The organism is Microbacterium sp. Cr-K20, assembly GCF_000708325.1.
In the GTDB taxonomy this organism is placed as follows: Bacteria; Actinomycetota; Actinomycetes; order Actinomycetales; family Microbacteriaceae; genus Microbacterium.
Map to the genome: position 1 here is coordinate 1 of NZ_JARE01000037.1, position 18,096 is coordinate 18,096.

Sequence of the window (18,096 nt, forward strand, 5' to 3'; positions counted from 1 at the left end):
AGGGACGCGACTGGTACGAAGACCGCTTCCTCCCGAAGGTCGGCCCCTGGGCCCTCTACGGCCTCCTCTTCACCATCGTGCTGCTGTTCGCGCTGCAGGGCGAACAGGTCACGAGCCGCCCGTGGGACGTCGCGCGGATCGCACTGCCACTGCTGGCGTACTTCGCGATCATGTGGTTCATCGGACTCTTCACCGGCAAGGCGCTGGGGCTCGGTTACGCCCGCTCGACGACGTTGGCCTTCACCGCCGCCGGCAACAACTTCGAACTCGCCATCGCCGTCGCCATCGGCACGTTCGGCGCGACATCCGGCCAGGCTCTCGCGGGGGTCGTCGGTCCGCTGATCGAGGTGCCCGTTCTCGTCGGACTCGTCTACGTCTCGCTCTGGGCAGCCCGCCGCTGGTTCCACACCGATCCATTCACCGCCGAGAGGATGCCGTCATGAACGTCACGCTGACGACCGCAACTGACACCTGCAGCCCCGTCGCCACCCACGCCATCGGGTTGGAGGCAGCCTCGACGGTGGCAGCAACACTGAAGGCGCTGTCGGATCCGCTGCGACTGCGGATGCTGTCCGCCATCGCCTCCGACCCGCGCGGCGAGTCGTGCGTCTGCGACCTGGCCGAGCTCGCCGACGTCTCCCAGCCCACGGTCTCCCACCATCTCAAGGTGCTGAAAGACGTCGACGTCCTCACCTCGGAGCGCCGGGGAACCTGGGTCTGGTATCGGATCAACCCGACGCGGCGCAGCGCCGTCACCGCGCTGCTCGACTCATTCGCACCCGCCTCGGTCGCACCATGGAGCGCCTCCGCCGACGACGATCAGCGCCGGCCCGACTTCGACGCCCGGGTGACCCGTCTCGCCGAGGAACTCGCGGCAGAGGTTCCCGAGTTGGATCCCGACGTCGTGCTCACGACCGTCCGCGAGTCGTACACCGCACTCGCGCGGAGTGCCCGGGTGACGTCATCGCTCGTGCCGCTCACCGAGCGCTTCGCCCGCCAGCGCCTCGCCGACCTGACCCGCGACCGCGATGCGTCCGTGCCGCAGGTGCTGTTCGTCTGCGTCGCCAACGCCGGGCGTTCGCAGCTCGCCGCCGCGCTCGTCAACAAGCTCGCCGCAGGCAGGGTCGTCGCACGCTCGGCGGGGTCCGCACCCGGCGACGTCATCCACCCGCACGTCCGCTCGCTGCTCGCCGAGATCGAGGGCGACGCGGCCGCCGAGCGCTTCCCGAAGCCGCTCACCGACGACGCCGTCCGCGCCGCCGACGTCGTCATCACGATGGGCTGCGGCGACGTCTGTCCCGTCATCCCCGGCGTCCGCTACGACGACTGGGCGGTCGGCGACCCCGCCCTCGCCTCACGCGAAGGCGTCGAGGCCATCCGCGACGACATCGCCGGGCGCGTACGCGCGCTCGTCGACGACCTTCTCCCCGACCACACCTCTCCGAAGGAGCAGTCATGACCGACACGAACACCAAGCCCTCCGTCCTCTTCGTCTGCGTGCACAACGCCGGACGCTCGCAGATGGCCGCAGGTTTCCTCCGCGACATCGCCGGCGACCGCATCGAAGTCCGCTCCGCCGGCTCGATGCCCGCCGATCAGATCAACCCGACCGCCGTCGCGGCGATGGGCGAGCTCGGCATCGACATCACCGCCGAACAGCCCAAGGTGCTGACCACCGAGGCCGTACAGGCCTCCGACGTCGTCATCACCATGGGCTGCGGCGACGCGTGCCCGTTCTTCCCCGGCAAGCGCTACGAGGACTGGAAGCTCGACGACCCGGCCGGCCAGGGCATCGACGCGGTCCGGCCGATCCGCGACGAGATCCGCGCGCGCATCGAGCAGCTGGTGAGCGAACTGGTCTGAGGGTCGGCGGAAGATCCGCTGCGTCGCGACACCGACCCGAATGCCGGGACGCGCTACGTCGTCTCCCCGCGCACCAGCTCGAGCACACGGTCGAGGTCGAACTCGTATCGCTCCGGATCCGCGTCCGCGCGGCGCGCTGCCAAGGAGGCCAGGTCCTGCACGAACGCGTCCATCAGGAGAGGCTGGTCGATGGCCACCGTGCTGAGCCGCGGGCTGACGAGTTGGCCGACGGCCGTCTTGTCGACGCCGATGACGGCGACATCCTCGGGGATCTGCAGGCCGAGCGCGCGACTGGCGGCGACCACCGCGATCGCGACGTCGTCGTTGTAGGCGCAGATGCCGAGAGGAGCAGGAGCCGCCTCGTCGCGTGCCCCCTTCAGCGCCCTCGTGGCGCCCTCGACGTCGAGCGGGATGCGCGGGGTGAGCGGCGCGTCGAGGCCGCGGTCGCGCGCCTCTCGCCGGATCCCCTCGAGGCGCGGTGGCCCGAACGGATCAAGGCGCTTGTCCTCGAGCGCCGCGTAGACGAGCCGCCGGGGGCCGTTCCGCAACAATTCGCGGACCTGGATCCGCCCGATCTCGATGTCGATCGGGTCGGGGTCGGCGCCGTCGGCGACGTACGCCCGCCGGGGAACGACGAACGTGCCGGATGCCTGGATCCGCTCGCGCTGCGGCGCGGTGAAGACTCCGAAGTCGACGACGGCAGCCGGCCGCAGATCGAGCACGGAGGTGAGAGTCGTCTCGTCCTGCATCCTCGCGAACCGTACGACGACACTCATGCCGGCGGTCGCGCTGGCTCCCGTGATCCGATCGACCGAGTCCTGCAGGTGAGGGCCGAAGGTCGCGTGGGGGACGACGACCACGACGATGTCGCTGAGACCGGTGACCAGCGCTCGCCCTGCCCGCGACGGGCGATAGTTCAGAGCGTCGGCAGCAGCCCGCACGCGCGCGCGGGTCTCTTCGGGAAACCGCTCGTCGCCGTTGAGGATCTGACTCACGGTCGACCGGGACACTCCCGCGCTCGCGGCCACGTCTTTGCTCGTGGCTCGTCGAGCCGGCTGCACATCCACCGTCATGGCCCCAGTCTCGCACATCGCTATTGACACGTGACACTTCCGCCATCTACCGTGGTGTCGCGTGTCACTGCCACGTGACACCAGCGGTCACTGTGACCGGTCCCATTCATGACGAAGGAGTCAGCCATGGCGAAGGATTCGACCCGGACCTCGGCGGAACAGCAACGCGCCGCCGTAGCCGTGAGCGCAGAGGAATCGGTGACGGCGTCACTGGCCGCCGTCGCGGTCGGCGAGACGATCGGCGACCCGAGCGGTCAGAAACTGAAGGTTCGCGAACGGCTCGCGTACGGTGTCGGCGATATCGGCGGCAACCTGATCTTCGCGCCGATCTCCGCGTTCCTGCTCTTCTACTTCACAGACACCGTCGGCATCGGCGCAGCGATCGCGGGCACCCTGCTTCTCTTCGGCCGCGTGCTCGACGGGACCATGGACCTCATCCTCGGCACGTTCATCGACCGCACCTCCACCCGCTGGGGGAAGGCGCGCCCCTGGATCCTGTTCTCGACCCCGGTCGTGGTCATCTCGTTCATCCTGCTCTTCAACGTGCCCGCCGGGCTCGGCGCCGGGGTCAAGGAGTTCTACGCCTTCGCCATGTACTTCCTCTGCCTCGGCGTCGGCTTCGTCGGGTCGAACCTGGCGTACCACACGCTGCTCTCGGTGATCACGAGCAACTCGAAGATGCGCGTCTCCCTCACCGTCATCCGCACGTTCTTCGCCCTGGTGACCACGCTGGTCGTGAACTTCGTCACGATCCCGGTCGTCACCGCGAACGGCGGAGGCCAGGCCGGCTGGACGATGATCTCGGTGGTCTACGGCATCATCGCCGCCGTCACGTTCCTCATCGTGTTCTTCGGCACGAAGGAGCGCGTGAAGTCGACGATCAAGCAGGACGACGGGGTCAAGCTCCCGCTCGGCAAGTCCCTCCGCATCCTCGTCGGCAACCCGTACTTCTTCCTCGCGTTCGGGTTCTTCCTGCTCAACTACCTGCTCACGGGCACGGCCGGCGTGGGCATCTACTTCGCCAAGGACGTGCTCGGAGACCCGAACATCTACAGCTTCCTCGGCCTCGTTCAGCTCCTCCCCCTGATCATCGGTCTCTGGTTCATGCCCGCGCTCATCGCCCGCTTCGGCAAGCGCAAGCTCATCCTGGTCGGCGTCATCGTCACGGTCATCGGCATCCTCATCTCGCTCATCGACCCGAGCAACATCACCCTCGTGATCGCCGGCGGACTCGTCCGCTCCATCGGCGGCATCCCCGCCGCGGCCGGACTCTTCGCGCTCGTCGCCGACGTGGTCGACTACGGCGAGTGGAAGAGCGGCTACCGACTCGACGGCATGACGTATGCCGCCGCGACCGCGGGCCAGAACTTCGGTGCCGGCCTCGGCGTTGCCCTCGTCGGCTGGCTGCTGGCCGCGGGCGACTACGACGGCCAGGCGGCCTCGCAGCCGGCGAGCGCGGTCAGCATGGAGATCTTCCTCTACCTGTGGCTTCCGCTCATCGTCGCCGTGCTCATGGGCATCATCATCTGGTTCCTGAACATCGACAGGCACCTCTCCCAGATCCAGCGCGACCTCGCCGCCCGACGGGCCGCGGTGGATTCCGCCTCGAACTCCTGAGCGCTGGCATGAGCACGCACGGCGCCGAGGTGAACTGGGCGGTCATCGGCACCGGCTTCATCTCCCGGTCCATGTCGGACGACCTCCGCCTCACCCCGGGAGCACGCCGCCATGCGGTGTGCTCCCGGGATCCGGAACGGGCCCGCAGGTTCGCGGCGGACCAGGGGTTCGCCGTCGCCCACGGGAGCGTGTCCGCCCTGCTCGACGACCCGACGGTCGATGCGGTCTACATCGCCACCCCGCATGCCACCCATGCGGCGATCGCGATCGCCGCTCTCGAGTCCGGCAAGCACGTCCTCATCGAGAAGCCGATGGCCGTGAACGCCGACCAGGGCCGGCAGATCGCGAGCGCCGCAGCGGCGAGCGGATGCTTCGCGATGGAGGCGATGTGGATGCGGTTCAACCCCGCGTACCGCGACCTGGTCGCGGCGGCGCGGGCCGGGGCGATCGGCGAGGTCCGGAGCGTGCGTGCCTCGTTCGGGCTGCCGTTCGCTCCGGCCGACTCCCCCCGTTGGACCGCTGAGCGCGCCAGCAGCACGCTGCTCGACCAGGGGATCTATCCGATCACCCTCGCCCTCGATGTGCTCGGACGGCCCTCGCGGATCCACGCGACCGGTCGCCTCCGGGACGACGGTGTCGACCTCACCACCCACACCACCTTCGAGTACGACGACGGACGATTCGCGCAGCTGAGCGCGTCGATGGTCGAGCACATCGAGCCGACGGCATCCGTCAGCGGCACCGACGGGTGGATGACGGCCCCCGCACCGTTCTGGGCCGCGGATGAGTTCACGACCCACGCGGGTCCGATCACCCGCGCCCTGAGCGAGCCGCACCGCACGCAGCACGAACGCCGAGGCAACGGGTACGTCCCGATGCTCGAGGCGGTCACCCTCGCGATCGCCGAGCACCGGACCGAGCACCCCACCCACCCCCTCGCGGACAGCATCGCCACCCTCGAGGTGCTCGATGCCGTCCGCGATTCCCTGAGCAGCCCCACCGCACGACCGAAGGAGACCCGATGAAGCGCACGGCATTCAACGATGGCTGGCAGTTCCGACCGAAGCAGAACCCGTTCGCCGAACTCGGCGGAGTCAGCACGCCGTACACCGACGTCACTCTCCCGCACGATGCGCTGATCCACGAACAGCGTGATCCCGACGGAGACGGCGCCGTCGCCTACTTCCCCGCCGGCGCGTACCAGTACCGCACGACGTTCACCCCCGCGGCCGACCTCGCCGGCCAGCGGATCGTCCTCGAGTTCGAGGGCGTCTACCGCGACGCGACCGTGCACATCAACGGCGCTTTCGCGGGGCAGCGTCCGTACGGCTACTCCGGGTTCACCATCGACGCCGACCGGTTCCTGCGTCCCGGCGAAGAGAATCTCATCGAGGTCGAATCACGGCACGGCGGAGACTCCCGGTGGTACACCGGCGCGGGCATCTACCGCGACGTCTGGCTCCACGTCGGATCGGCCGTCCACATCCCGGTCGACGGAGTCCGGGTCAGCGCATCCGACATCGAACCGGATGGCGCCGTCGTGGAAGTCGACGTGGTCGTGGCGAGCACGAGCAACCGTCGCGAGACGGTCGACGTCGCCGTCACCCTCGCCGATCCGGCAGGGACCACCGTCGCACGGGGAACCGTCCCGGTGACCATGGAGGCGAACGGACGGTCCCGCAGCCGGCAGCGCCTCTACGTCCGCACCCCGCAGCTGTGGAGCGCCGAGAACCCCGCCCTCTACTCCGCCGCCGTGGAACTGGTCGTCGACGGCGCGGCCATCGACGACGCCTCGGCGGCCTTCGGCATCCGAAAGCTCCAGGTCGACCCCGTGCACGGACTGCGCGTCAACGGAGAGGTCGTGAAGCTCCGAGGCGCCTGCGTCCACCACGACAACGGGATCCTCGGGGCGGCGACGTTCGCCGATGCCGAGGAACGCCGGGTGCGACTGCTCAAGGAGGCCGGCTTCAATGCGATCCGCTCCTCGCACAACCCGATGAGCGTCGCCATGATCGAGGCGTGCGACCGGTTGGGCGTCTACGTCATGGACGAGACCTTCGACATGTGGACCTCGAACAAGATGCCCCACGACTACTCGCTCCACTTCACCGAGTGGTGGGAGCGCGACGTCGAATCGATGGTGACGAAGGACTTCAATCACCCGTCCGTGATCATGTACTCCATCGGCAACGAGATCCCCGAGACCGGCTCGCCGGCCGGAGGCCTCACGGGCCGCGCACTCGCCGAGAAGGTGCGCGAACTCGACCCGACGCGGTACGTCACCAACGCGGTCAACGGGATGCTCGCCGTCATGGACGACATCAAGAGACTCGCCGCGCAGCGCGGACAGGGCGACGGCGACGCCGCGGGGATCAACACCCTCATGGCCGGGCCGGGAGAGTTCATGAACCAGATCGGCACCTCCCCGATGGTCACGGAGAAGACCGCCGAGTCCTTCGGCGTGCTCGACATCGCCGGCATGAACTACCTCGACGGCCGCTACGAGATGGACAAGGAGCTGTTCCCGAACCGCGTGATCGTCGGCACCGAGACGTTCCCCACGCGCATCGACCACAACTGGGCCCTCGTCACCGAGAACGCGCACGTCATCGGCGACTTCACCTGGACCGGCTTCGACTACCTGGGAGAGGCGGGAATCGGACGCGCCCATCACCTCGCCGAAGGAGAGACACCCAGTCTCAGCGGCCCGTATCCCTGGATCGCCGCCTGGTGCGGCGACCTGGATCTGATCGGATCCCGGCGCCCCGCCTCGTTCTATCGGGAGATCGTCTTCGGGCTCCGCACGACGCCCTACATCGCCGTGTCGCGCCCCGGCAACGAGGACAAGACCTTCTATGCGGGACCCTGGACCTGGAGCGACAGCATCGGCAGCTGGACCTGGGCAGGCCACGAGGGCGCACCGCTCGCGGTCGAGGTCTACAGCGACGCGGAGGAAGTCGAGCTCGCCCTCGATGGAGAGGTGATCGGCACGGCCGCCGCGGGCGCCGAGAACAGCTACAGGGCCGAGTTCACCGTCGCCTACCGCCCGGGCGAGCTGACCGCCACGGCGATTCGACAGGGCGCACGCACCGAATCCTTCTCCCTGTCCAGCGCCGGCGACGCCACCCAGCTCGTCACGAGAGTGGAGAACGGCCCGTCAGGAGAGCTGGCCTTCATCGAGATCGCGGTCACCGACGCCGACGGTCGGGTCGACACCGGAGCGGACCGACTCATCGACGTGCGCGTGGACGGCGACGGCGTGCTCGCGGCCGTGGGCAGCGGGGACCCCGCTCCGACGGACACCTACGACGGGCCTGCGCATCAGACGTTCGACGGGCTGGCCCTGGCCGTCGTCCGCCGCACGGGCCCCGGCGCGGTGACGGTCACGGTCTCTGCCGGCGACGGAATCGCCCCGGCGACCGTGGTGCTCGAAGCGGATCCCCTCGGAGCCGCAGCCACCGTTTCGTGAGACCGGGTCAGATCTCGGCGGTAGCGGTCTCGGGGTCGCGGGCGTACGCGCGCGGCCCCGCCTCCACCACGACGACCTCGGCCTCGCGGCGGAAGATGATCTTGAAGATCGGGAAGAATACGGCGCACGAGATGAGCGCGTTGATGAGCATCGTGACGACGTCGGCGACCGTCTCGCCGGCCGCGCCCATCCCCCAGGTGACCATCAGCAGCTCGTAGATCGGCGTCTTGTAGAGCGTCTGCAGGGCCGCAGCACCGAAGGTGAGCACGACGTAGGCCACGGTGTACCAGGCGGCCGCCCGCCACACGTTGGTGTTGGACTTGAAGGTGACGTTGCGCTGCAGGAAGAAGTTGATCACGGTCGCGATCAGCAGCGTGATCTGCACGGCGAGGAAGTACGCGAGCCCGCCCCCACCCTCCGGCAGCGCGCCGGCCGTGTAGTCGAAGACGAAGCCGCCGCCCACCGGCACGGCCTGGAAGTCGACGTCGACGAGCGAGGTGCCGCTGAACATCAGCTTGAACACCGGCATGATCACGAGTTGCAGCACCGTGAGTGCCACGTTGAGCGCACTGAACACGATGAGTTCGGCGAGCGTCGGCTTCGCCTCGGCGAAGGCCGCCCAGGCGGCGGACAGCGGGTTGCGGGTTCTGACGGCGTCACTCACGCCATTCAGTACACCAATCGGATGCCGCGCGCCGGTCGCCGCGGACACGATCGGTCGGTTCCGGCGCATGAACGGTAGCGGTGCGGGCAGGGCGCCCTGTCAGACGGCGTCGCCCTCGCCGTCATCCGCGCCGTCGGTGCCGCCATGCGCGGGGAACAGGACCCGCAGCGAGAACCACCGGTCGTCGGCCGTGATGGCGACCGCACCGCCGTATGCCGCCGCGGCGGTCTCGATGTTGCGCAGCCCGTAGCCGTGGCCCTTGCCGCGCTGGCGGGTCACGATGCGATCCCCGTCGCGCAGGACCACCCCGTCGAAGGTGTTCTCGATGCGCACCATCGCGAAGTCGTCCTGCGCGAAAACCGCGAACCGGATCACCCGCAGATCCTCCGCGGACACCCGCGCGGCACCCTCGATGGCGTTGTCGAGCGCGTTGCCGACGAGTGAGGTGAGCTCCAGCGGGCGCATGAACGACAGCAGTGCACCGTCGGCCACCACCGACACCTCGATCCCCCGCTCACCGGCGCGGGCGAGCTTCGCCGTCACGATCGCGTCGAGCACGTGGTTCCCGGTGCGCACCACGGCGCCGTAGCGTCGGATCGACTCCTCGAGGCCGTCGAGCATCCGGGCCCGGGTCGTGGCGTCCTGCTCCGACCGGATCGCGTCGAGGTGGTGCTTCATGTCGTGGTGCTTGCGGTTCACTTCGTCGATCGACCGTCGGGTGATCTCGTACTGGTCGTGCTGGCTGCGCAGCAGCTGCGCCATCGCCTCGGCATCCCGCCGCGCGGCGGACTCTCGATGGATGCGCAGCTGGACGTGCAGGGCGATGAAGCCACTGAGGTCGACCAGGGTGCGGATGTAGAGGATCTCGGTGCCGAAGCGGCCGCTGAAAGGCGTGTCGGTCGTCACGAAGCTGAGGTTGGAGATCGCGAACGTCGCGACCGCGATCGCCATCGCCCCGACCAGTTGCGTGCCCCCGACGTCGAAGCGCTCCGCCCGACTGAACTGGCGGCGCTCCGCATAGCCGACGGCCCCGAGACCTGCGGCATACACGAGCGCCGCGCCCGACAGCTGGGCGAGCGGATCGCCGAGACCGCCGTAGAACCGGTCGAGCTGCCAGAAGGCGGAGGCCACGAGCTCCGCGAGCACGAAGGTGCGCGCGAGCACGAAGCCCGCGCCGCGCGCCGAGGTGTCCAGCCCGAGGTACATGAAGCCGAACATGGTCGCCGCGGCGAGCAGCATCCCCGGGATCCACCACGCGATCGGCAGCGTGCCCGCCCACAGCTGCACCGCCAGCAGCATCCCCAGCGCGAGGACGCAGAGCCCGATCGTCGCCAGCCACCCGAACCGTCGTCGGGCCACGAAGATGTAGACGAGGCAGGCGCCCCATTCCGCGATCGCCGTGAGGTACCGCGGAATCTCGGCGAGGACCGGCCCCTCGACCCCGTTCACGCCGAGATTCCGCGCGAACCGACGTACTCGGCGAGGGCGGCGTAGAACTCCCGTTTCCGAGGTCGGCTGATGGGGAGGCTGCCGCCCCCGCGGATGCGGCAGTCGTTGCCGTCGATGCCGGTCACGTGTCGCAGGTTCACGAGCAGGCCGCTGTGGCAGCGCAGGAACCCCTTGTCGGCCAGCTGCGCCTCCATCGCCTTCAACGTCGTCGCGATGCTGAACGTGCCGTCGAGCGTGTACAGCTCGACACGGTGGCGGATCGATTCGATGTAGCGGATGTCGTCCACGGCGACGCGGTGGTGCACACCGTCGGTCGCGGTGAAGAGCAGCTCCCGCCGCGACCGCCGCTGCAGCCGCGTGAGGATCCGCGACATCTCCTGCTCGAACGACGCATAGGCCACCGGCTTCAGGAGATAGCTGAGGGCGTCGACCTCGTACCCGCCCACCGCATAGTGCGGCGAGCTCGTGATGAAGACGATGATGACCTCGGAGTCGACCTCGCGGATGCGGCGGGCGGCCGCCATGCCGTCGACCCGGGGCATCTGCACGTCGAGGAACAGCACGTCCCAGTCGGGACGGTAGTCGGCGAGGACGTCCGCCCCGTCGTGGAAGGCGGCGATATGGAACCGCTCGCCCTGGTCGCGCTGGAAGCGGTCCAGGTGCGAGAGCAGTCGCTCGATGGCGGCACCGTCGTCCTCGACGATTCCGATGCGGATCATTCCGCCTCCGTTCTCCGATCAGCTGAAGCCGACGACTCGCCGTGCCACATGGTAGGCGAGGTTCGTCGCCCGTCGTCCCGCCTGCCCCGGCAGATTGCTGGTCGCCCCGAGCAGGCTCCGGCGCATTCGCGTATACAGCCACGGGTTCTCCGCCCTGACCTCATGCCAGAACAGATCCCGCTGCTGCAGGTGCGCGGCCGTGCCACCGCGGGCGAGGGTCGCGCTGGTCACCGCGCAGACGCCCTCGAGGTGATGGAGCATCGCCCGATGCAGCTGACGCGGCACCCCGCCAGCGGCGAGGTCGGCGTGGGACGGGAGAGTGGCGAGCGCGAGCCGGTTCACGCGCAGTTGCTGGTCGACGCGGCGCACCATCACCTCGGGCGCCACCGACTGCCCCTCGCGCCCGATGAAGTAGCGGTACAGCGGCACCGGCAGGTAGCTCATGCGCCGGAGCCGGGCGAACGGCTGCAGCACGAAGAGGTTGTCGACGTAGAAGGTGTGCTCGGGCAGCGACAGCCCGACATCGCGCAGCAGCTGCGTGCGGTACACGATGGCGTGCATCATCAGCACTTGGCGTCGCCCGAAACGCTCGGTGTCGGACCACTCGAACACGCGGCCCTCGGGGAAGACCGAGTCGAAGCGCGCCGCCTTCGGCGACTTGCCCAGGCGCTCGTGGACGAAGTCCGTGAAGACGGCGTCGACCTCGGTGCCCGTCTCGCGCAGCACGTCGAGGTGAGCGACGAGCAGTCGCAGCGACCGGATGTCGAGCCAGTCGTCGGCGTCGAGCACCTTGAAGTAGTCGCCGCGGGCGGAGGCCAGCCCGGTGTTGATGGCCCCGCCGTGGCCACGGTTCTCCTGGCTCACCACGCGGATGCTCTCGGGGCTGCGCGCCGCCCACGCTTCGGCGACCTCGCGCGTGCCGTCGGTGGAGCCGTCGTCCACGACGATGACCTCGATGCCGCGCACCGCCCCCAGCCCGTCGAGCGCGCGCCCGAGATAGGCCGCCGCGTTGTAGGCAGGGACGATCACGGACAGCAGCGGCACACGGTCTATTCTCGCGGATGGAACCATCACTTCACGGCACCGTCCGCCGTCGCCTCGGCGGCCGCGACCTCGGCCTGGTCCTCGACCGGCACCTGGCGGAAGATCACCCGGAAGATCGGGTAGAAGACCCAGAAGCTGATCGCCGAGTTGATGATCATCGTGAGCACGTCGGCGACGACCGAGCCGGTGGAGCCCCAGCCGAGCGTGACCATGAAGAAGTCGTAGATCGGCGCCTTGTAGAACCCCTGCGCGGCGGCCGCGACGAAGGTGATGACGATGTACGCGAGCGTGTACCAGCCGGCCGCCACCCACACCGAGGTGTTCGACTTGAACGTGATGTTGCGCTGCAGGAAGAAGTTGATCACCTGGGCGATGAGCAGGGTGATCTGCACGGCGAGGAAGTAGGCGAGCCCGCCGCCTCCGCCGGGCAGGGCACCCGCCGCGTAGTCGAACATGTAGTACTGGCTGCCGTCGACATTGGAGCCGACGGGCAGAGCCTGGAAGCCCACATCCGTGAGACCCGTGAAGGTCGCGAAGCCCCAGCGGAAGATCGGCATGAGCGCGAGCTGCAGGACGGTGACGCCGTTGGAGAGCACGAGGAACATCAGGAACTTCGACAGCTCGGGGCGGCCGTCCTGAAAACCGGTCCACCAGTTCTTGATCGCGGTGAACATCAGATACTCCTCTTCGTGGCTGCGGCGTCGAACGCCTTCTTCGTGGCCTTCTCGTCGCGGCGTCCGCCGAAGTAGGCCGCGATCACGCGCCCCAACCCCCGGATCGTCTGCCCGTTCACCAGCGTGAGGACGGCGGCGGTGAGACGGCGCGTCGCCAGCCCCCCGCTCATCTTCGAGATGACCCGGAACGGCCCGTTCAGCAGGAACAGGATGTTCAGGTCGGGTTTGCCCGCCGCCTCCGCCTTGCGGCGGCGACTGTCGAGGAGGCGGAAGCCGGCGCGGGCCAGCGGGCTCTTCGCCGTCGCGAGTCGGTCCATCGGATCGTTCTCGGCCAGCGGACCGTTGCCCCAGGCGGAATCCGGGAGCGCGCGGCCGAGCATCGCGGCGAACGTGTTGTCGTCGACACGCGCGGTCGGCAGCGCAGCGGGCAGCGTGGCCGACTCAGAGGCGATCACGCCTTCGCGCGTGATCGTCGCCCGCACGGGCAGATCGCGCACGTGGAAACCCACGGCGACCTCGTACTCGCCCGCCTCGACCTGCCACGCGTTCGCGACGGCATCGAAGTACCGGAAGGTGCGGGGGCCGAAGGGGATGCGGATGCGCCGCGACTCCCCGGCCGCGAGGCGCACCTTCGCGTAGCCCTTGAGCTCGCGCACGGGCCGGGTCACCCCGGAGGCGCCGAGCCGCGCCACGTAGAGCTGGGCGACGTCGCTGCCGTCGCGGTCGCCGGTGTTGGTGACCGTGACCTCGACGCCCTCGGCATCCGCCACGAGCTCGGAGTACGAGAAGGTCGTGTACCCCAGGCCGAAGCCGAATGGGAAGGCCACGGGAACCTCTGCGGTCTCGTAGTAGCGGTAGCCGACGAATGGCCCCTCGCGGTACTCGGCCGTGCGCCCCGCACTCGGGAACACCCCGGCGGTCGGGGTGTCGGCGAGGCGGAGCGGCATCGTCTCGGCGAGGCGTCCGCCCGGTTCCACGGCGCCGGTGAGCACGTCGGCGATGGCCTCGGCGCCCGCCTGTCCGCCGAGGTAGGCGTGCAGCAGAGCGGCCGCATCCTCGGCCCACGGCGTCTCCACGACACCACCGGCGCTGAGCACGACGACCGTGCGCGGGTTCGCCGCCCGCACCTCACGGAGGAGGCGCACCTGCTCGGCCGGCAGCTGCAGGGTGGAGCGGTCGAGCCCCTCGGACTCGGCGATCTCGGGCAGGCCGAGCGCGAGGACCACCACCTCTGCGCGGCAGGCGAGCGCGACGGCCTCGCGGTGGAGCTCGTCGTCGCGGATGCCGTCGCGGCGGAAGCCCTCGGCGACGCCCTCCAGCTTCAGCGTCGATGCGCCGACCGCGTCGACGAGTGTCGGGACCCGGGTCGCGTTGACGAGCGAGGAGCCAGCCCCCTGGTAGCGGGGCGCCGTCGCGAAGGCGCCGATCAGCCCGACCGACGTGCCACCCGCGAGGGGCAGCAATGCGTCATCGTTGCGCAGCAGGACGGCCGACTCGGCCGCGGCCCGGCGGGCGAGTGCGTGGTGGGCGTCGAGGTCGACCGAGGCGCGCGGGTGCGCGGTGACCCGGCGCACGAGGTCGATGACCTCGGCTGCGCGGGCATCCACATCGGCCTCCGACAGCTCGCCGGACTCGACGGCCGCGACGATCTGCCGCACCGAGTCGAACCCGGGCGACGGCATCTCGATCGTGCCGCCGGCCGCGGCAGCCGCCACCGCATCGTTGCTGCCGCCCCAGTCGGAGACGACCGCGCCGGAGAAGCCCCACTCCTGCCGGAGGATGTCGATCAGCAGGTGCGCGTTCTCGTGCGCGTAGGCCCCGTTGACCAGGTTGTACGACGACATGATGCCCCACGGGGAGGCCTCGCGCACGACGATCTCGAACGCGGTCAGGTAGATCTCGCGCAGCGCGCGCTCGTCGATGACGGAGTCGCTGACCATGCGGCGCAGCTCCTGGCTGTTCACCGCGAAGTGCTTGGGCGTGGCCGCCACACCCTCGGACTGGATGCCGCGCACGTAGGCCGCCGCGAGGCGACCCGACAGCTCGGGATCCTCGGAGAAGTACTCGAAGCTGCGACCACCGAGGGGGCTGCGCTTGATGTTGAGCCCGGGGCCGAGCAGCACGCCGACGCCCTGGGACGAGGCCTCGCGGCCCAGAGCAGTGCCGATCTCCTCGGCCAGCGCGTCGTCCCAGCTGCCGGCCACGGTCGCGGCGGTGGGGAAGCAGGTCGCGGGTTCGGAGCCGTTGATGCCGAGGTGGTCGGCCGAACCGACCTGCCGGCGCACGCCGTGGGGGCCGTCGGCCATCCAGACGGCGGGGATGCCGGCGCGTTCGATGGCACGCGTCTGCCAGGTGTTCGCCCCGCTGAGCAGCGCGGCCTTCTCGAGAAGGCTCAGGCTCGCGACGAGTGCGGTGGTTTCTTTCACGATGGGTCTTTCTGTGTCGATCAGGGCATCGCCGGGGCGGGCGAGCACACGCCCGCCCCGGCGATCACGGTCTAGCGAACGGTGACCGTGGTGCGCGCGTTGTGCCGCCGCACGCGGAGGATCACCATCACCACACCGGCGAGGATCAGCAATCCGAGCACCGACGAGATGACGATCTGCCACACCACCCACGCGGGCGGGGTGTAGGCGACCGTCGCGCCCGGCGCCAGTCCGTCCATCGCGTTGGAGTTCGCGACGGTGAACAGGATGTTGTGCGTCGAGTCACGGATGTCGGCGACCGCCTTGGCGGAGCTGTCGTCGTTGAACGACTTCGACGGCTGGAAGGTCAGCATCAGGTCGGACCCGGCATGGATGCCCTCGTTGGGGTTCATGTACGGGTACAGGTTGAAGTCCGTGATGGCGAAGCCCTCGAACCCCCACTCGCCGCGCAGCACCGTGTCCATGAGCGCGACCGAGCCGCCGGCCCACGTGGCGCCGATGCGGTTGAACGAGCTCATGATGCCGGCTGCACCGATCGTGGTCTCCGACACCGTGCCCTCGTCATCCGAGAGGTACTTCACGTCCATCGAGATGTTCTTGATCCCGATCTCGAACGGCTTGAGGTAGACCTCACGGATCGCCTGCTCGGTGGCCCAGGTCGCGATGCCGTTGTTGACGCGGTTCGTCTCCTGCTCGTTCATCGCGTAGTGCTTGATCGTCGTGTAGACGCCCTTGGTGCCGACGCCGTTCGCGACGGCGGTGAGCATCTGACCGGACAGCAGCGGGTCCTCCGAGTAGTACTCGAAGTTGCGGCCCGCGAACGGCGAGCGGTGCAGGTTGACCGCCGGTGCGTACCAGCCGTTGATGTCCTTGAACAGCGCCTCGTTGCCGAGCATGACCCCCATGGCCGTGCCGAGGTCGACATCCCACGTCTGTGCGATGAGCACCTCCGACGGGTAGGCGGTGCCGTTGATGGCCGAGTTGATGAACGACGAGAACCCGGCGGGTCCGTCCGGCTCCAGCGTCTGCGGCTTGCCGATCGAGCCGATCGCGGCGGTCTGGTACGCGCCGTTGAGGAGCATCGCCGTCATGTCGTTCACGCTCAGCGAGTCGAGCAGCTCGTCCCACTTCGGGTCGTCCTTGGCGAGGCCGCGCATGTCGATCAACGAGAGGTCGCTGCCCGCGCCGGTCGTGGGCATGTCGCCCTCGAAGGCCTCGGCCGCACCCTCGTGGTCCCACACGGCGAAGCCGTCGGCGACCGCGTCGTCGGCGACCAGCATGTCGCCGGTCGGAGCCGTCGGGAACGTGCCGGCGAAGTCCGCGCGGGACATCACCGGGATCTTGCCCGCCTCACCGGTGGTGGTGAACTGTGCCGACACGTCATCGAACTGGTTCGTGACGGCCTCGAGGTCGGATGCGCGGTGGTCGTCGCCGGTGTAGACGACGTCTTCGCTCACGGTGTACGCGATCGGCTGGGTGCCGGCGGCGACCGTGTGCGAGTCCTCGCGGACGCTGAGGACGTAGTCGCCCGCATCCAGGACGTAGGCCTTCTCGTCGAGGTAGTCGTACGACGCCATGTCCTCGACGGCGAGCTCGATCGTCACCGACTCGGTCGCGCCGGGCGCGATGTCGCCGGTCTTGGCGAAGCCGCCGAGCACGACGGCCGACTTCTCGACGCCGCCGGGCGTGTACGGGGCGGAGTAGTACAGCTGCACCACATCACGGCCCGCGACCGCACCCGTGTTGGTCACGTCGACCGTCACCGCGATGGTGCCGTCGACGTCACCGAGCTCGGTGTTCGACACCGCCCAGGAGAAGTCCGTGTAGCTGAGCCCGTGGCCGAAGGGGTAGACGACGGCGGCGTCGTAGTCGATGAACCCTTCGACCGCCGCGGTCTCGTAGTAGCGGTAGCCGACGTAGATGCCCTCGGCGTAGTTGACGAACGGCGCATCGTCGGTGACGGTCGCGTTCGACGTCGCGCTCTCGGTGACCGGCACCGGGTAGTTCGGTGCGACGTTGTCGTAGAGGAAGTTGCCGAAGTTGACGAAGGTCGGGTCAGCGGTGAAGTCGGCCGCCCACAGGTCGACCGTGCGACCGGAGGGGTTGACCTCGCCGTTCAGGATGCGTCCGAGCGCGTTGAACGCGGTCGATCCGGGCGAGCCCGCGAGGAGGATCGCGTCGACGCCCTGGTCGTTCTGCAGGTCGCCGAGCTCGAGCGTGGTCGAGGCGTTGATGACGACGACGACCTTCTCGAAGCTCTGCTTGGCGAGGTCGAGCAGGTCGCGCTCGTCCTTGTTCAGCTCGAGCTGGTGCTGGCCGGGCTGGGCGTTGTCGTCCCAGTCGGTCATGTCCTGCGTGAGGTCGCCGCCCTCGCCGCCGGGGCGCCCGATGAAGACGACGGCCGCGTCGCCGAACTGCGCGAACGTCGAGGCCTGCTCCTGGTATCCGGCGATCGGCATCTCGCCGATGTTGTAGGTGGAGATGTCGGGACGGTCCATCTCGATGTAGCCGCGCGGGTTCTCGGCCGCGTAGGCCTCGATGGCCGCGTAGGCGGGGTCGTTGACGGCGAAGCCGGCGTTCTCGAGACCCATGCGCGCCGTGACGGCGGAGTTGGTGTCGACCGAGCCGGAACCGGAACCGCCGTAGACGGGGTCGGCAGCGGCACGACCCAGCATGGTGAGCTGCGCGCCGGAGGCGAGCGGGAGGGCTGCGCCGTCGTTCTTCGCGAGGACGATGCCGCCGGCACCGATCTCTTCGACGAGCCCGAGGGCTGCGGCATCCACCGCTTCGAGGTCGGGGTAGTCGGCCTCGTAGTACTCGGTGTCCCAGTCTTCGGACTCTTCGGAGTTCGTGAACGTGTAGGTGCCCGAACCGAGCTGCGAGGCGATCCATCCGGTCGCCACGTTCATGGCGACGTTGGCGACCACGACCACGACGGTCACGAGCGCGAGCAGGGGTACCCAGATCCACAGGTACTTCTTGTTGGACATCGGCATCGCGCTCGCCTTGTCCTTGGCCGTTCGGGCGTTCACTTCGGTTCTCCTTCGGTACTGCGATTACGGGTTGCGGAGGGAGGGCCGCCGACGCCGGTGACGCCC

14 protein-coding genes are annotated in these 18,096 nt (G+C 69.0%); 6 read left to right on the top strand and 8 right to left on the bottom strand.

The window, feature by feature from the left end; all coding sequences use genetic code 11:
* The 3 genes from GZ67_RS0105645 to GZ67_RS0105655 all read left to right on the top strand — a co-directional run.
* Window positions 1-443: arsenic transporter (locus GZ67_RS0105645; RefSeq protein WP_029273804.1), on the top strand; the 443-nt coding region annotated here is incomplete at its 5' end.
* Complete coding sequence (locus GZ67_RS0105650) at window positions 440-1,459, top strand: metalloregulator ArsR/SmtB family transcription factor (RefSeq protein ID WP_029264044.1); 1,020 nt, start codon at window positions 440-442, stop codon at window positions 1,457-1,459. The genes GZ67_RS0105645 and GZ67_RS0105650, both read left to right, overlap by 4 nt.
* A complete protein-coding gene (locus tag GZ67_RS0105655; RefSeq protein WP_029264043.1) occupies window positions 1,456-1,863 on the top strand; it encodes an arsenate reductase ArsC in 408 nt (135 codons plus the stop codon). The genes GZ67_RS0105650 and GZ67_RS0105655 overlap by 4 nt, the downstream gene beginning before the upstream one ends.
* 53 nt (window positions 1,864-1,916) lie before the next feature.
* Here the strand turns inward: GZ67_RS0105655 and GZ67_RS0105660 are convergent, their stop codons facing one another.
* Window positions 1,917-2,936 carry a LacI family DNA-binding transcriptional regulator gene (locus GZ67_RS0105660; RefSeq protein ID WP_051662366.1) on the bottom strand — a complete coding sequence of 340 codons (1,020 nt, stop codon included), beginning with the start codon at window positions 2,934-2,936 and terminating at the stop codon, window positions 1,917-1,919.
* 126 nt (window positions 2,937-3,062) lie between these two features.
* Here GZ67_RS0105660 and GZ67_RS0105665 point away from each other — a divergent pair, with 126 nt between their 5' ends.
* The 3 genes from GZ67_RS0105665 to GZ67_RS0105675 are packed head-to-tail and all read left to right on the top strand — an operon-like array spanning window position 3,063 to window position 8,022.
* Complete coding sequence (locus tag GZ67_RS0105665) at window positions 3,063-4,553, top strand: MFS transporter (RefSeq protein ID WP_051662367.1); 1,491 nt, start codon at window positions 3,063-3,065, stop codon at window positions 4,551-4,553.
* 8 nt (window positions 4,554-4,561) lie between these two features.
* A complete protein-coding gene (locus tag GZ67_RS19655) occupies window positions 4,562-5,578 on the top strand; it encodes a Gfo/Idh/MocA family protein (protein ID WP_051662368.1) in 1,017 nt (338 codons plus the stop codon).
* Window positions 5,575-8,022: a glycoside hydrolase family 2 TIM barrel-domain containing protein gene (locus tag GZ67_RS0105675; protein WP_029264039.1), complete on the top strand. Its 2,448-nt coding sequence runs from the start codon at window positions 5,575-5,577 to the stop codon at window positions 8,020-8,022. Before GZ67_RS19655 ends, GZ67_RS0105675 begins: the two co-directional genes overlap by 4 nt.
* A gap of 7 nt (window positions 8,023-8,029) precedes the next feature.
* On the opposite strand, the gene GZ67_RS0105680 is transcribed toward GZ67_RS0105675, so the two are convergent.
* The 7 genes from GZ67_RS0105680 to GZ67_RS0105710 all read right to left on the bottom strand — a co-directional run bounded on the left by GZ67_RS0105680 (window position 8,030) and on the right by GZ67_RS0105710 (window position 18,030).
* Window positions 8,030-8,686 carry a hypothetical protein gene (locus tag GZ67_RS0105680; protein WP_197021086.1) on the bottom strand — a complete coding sequence of 219 codons (657 nt, stop codon included), beginning with the start codon at window positions 8,684-8,686 and terminating at the stop codon, window positions 8,030-8,032.
* A gap of 99 nt (window positions 8,687-8,785) precedes the next feature.
* Complete coding sequence (locus GZ67_RS0105685) at window positions 8,786-10,135, bottom strand: GHKL domain-containing protein (RefSeq protein WP_051662369.1); 1,350 nt, start codon at window positions 10,133-10,135, stop codon at window positions 8,786-8,788.
* Window positions 10,132-10,854 (bottom strand): LytR/AlgR family response regulator transcription factor, encoded by a 723-nt coding sequence (locus tag GZ67_RS0105690; RefSeq protein WP_029264036.1) that lies wholly within the window; start codon window positions 10,852-10,854, stop codon window positions 10,132-10,134. Before GZ67_RS0105690 ends, GZ67_RS0105685 begins: the two co-directional genes overlap by 4 nt.
* Before the next feature lie 18 nt (window positions 10,855-10,872).
* Window positions 10,873-11,898, bottom strand: a complete 1,026-nt coding sequence (locus GZ67_RS0105695) for a glycosyltransferase family 2 protein (RefSeq protein WP_029264035.1) — start codon at window positions 11,896-11,898, stop codon at window positions 10,873-10,875.
* A gap of 26 nt (window positions 11,899-11,924) precedes the next feature.
* Window positions 11,925-12,572, bottom strand: a complete 648-nt coding sequence (locus GZ67_RS0105700; RefSeq protein ID WP_029273808.1) for a hypothetical protein — start codon at window positions 12,570-12,572, stop codon at window positions 11,925-11,927.
* Window positions 12,572-14,998 carry a glycoside hydrolase family 3 C-terminal domain-containing protein gene (locus GZ67_RS0105705; protein ID WP_231481704.1) on the bottom strand — a complete coding sequence of 809 codons (2,427 nt, stop codon included), beginning with the start codon at window positions 14,996-14,998 and terminating at the stop codon, window positions 12,572-12,574. The genes GZ67_RS0105700 and GZ67_RS0105705 overlap by 1 nt, the downstream gene beginning before the upstream one ends.
* Before the next feature lie 71 nt (window positions 14,999-15,069).
* A complete protein-coding gene (locus GZ67_RS0105710) occupies window positions 15,070-18,030 on the bottom strand; it encodes a glycoside hydrolase family 3 protein (RefSeq protein ID WP_029264032.1) in 2,961 nt (986 codons plus the stop codon).
* Between the last annotated feature and the right edge of the window lie 66 nt (window positions 18,031-18,096).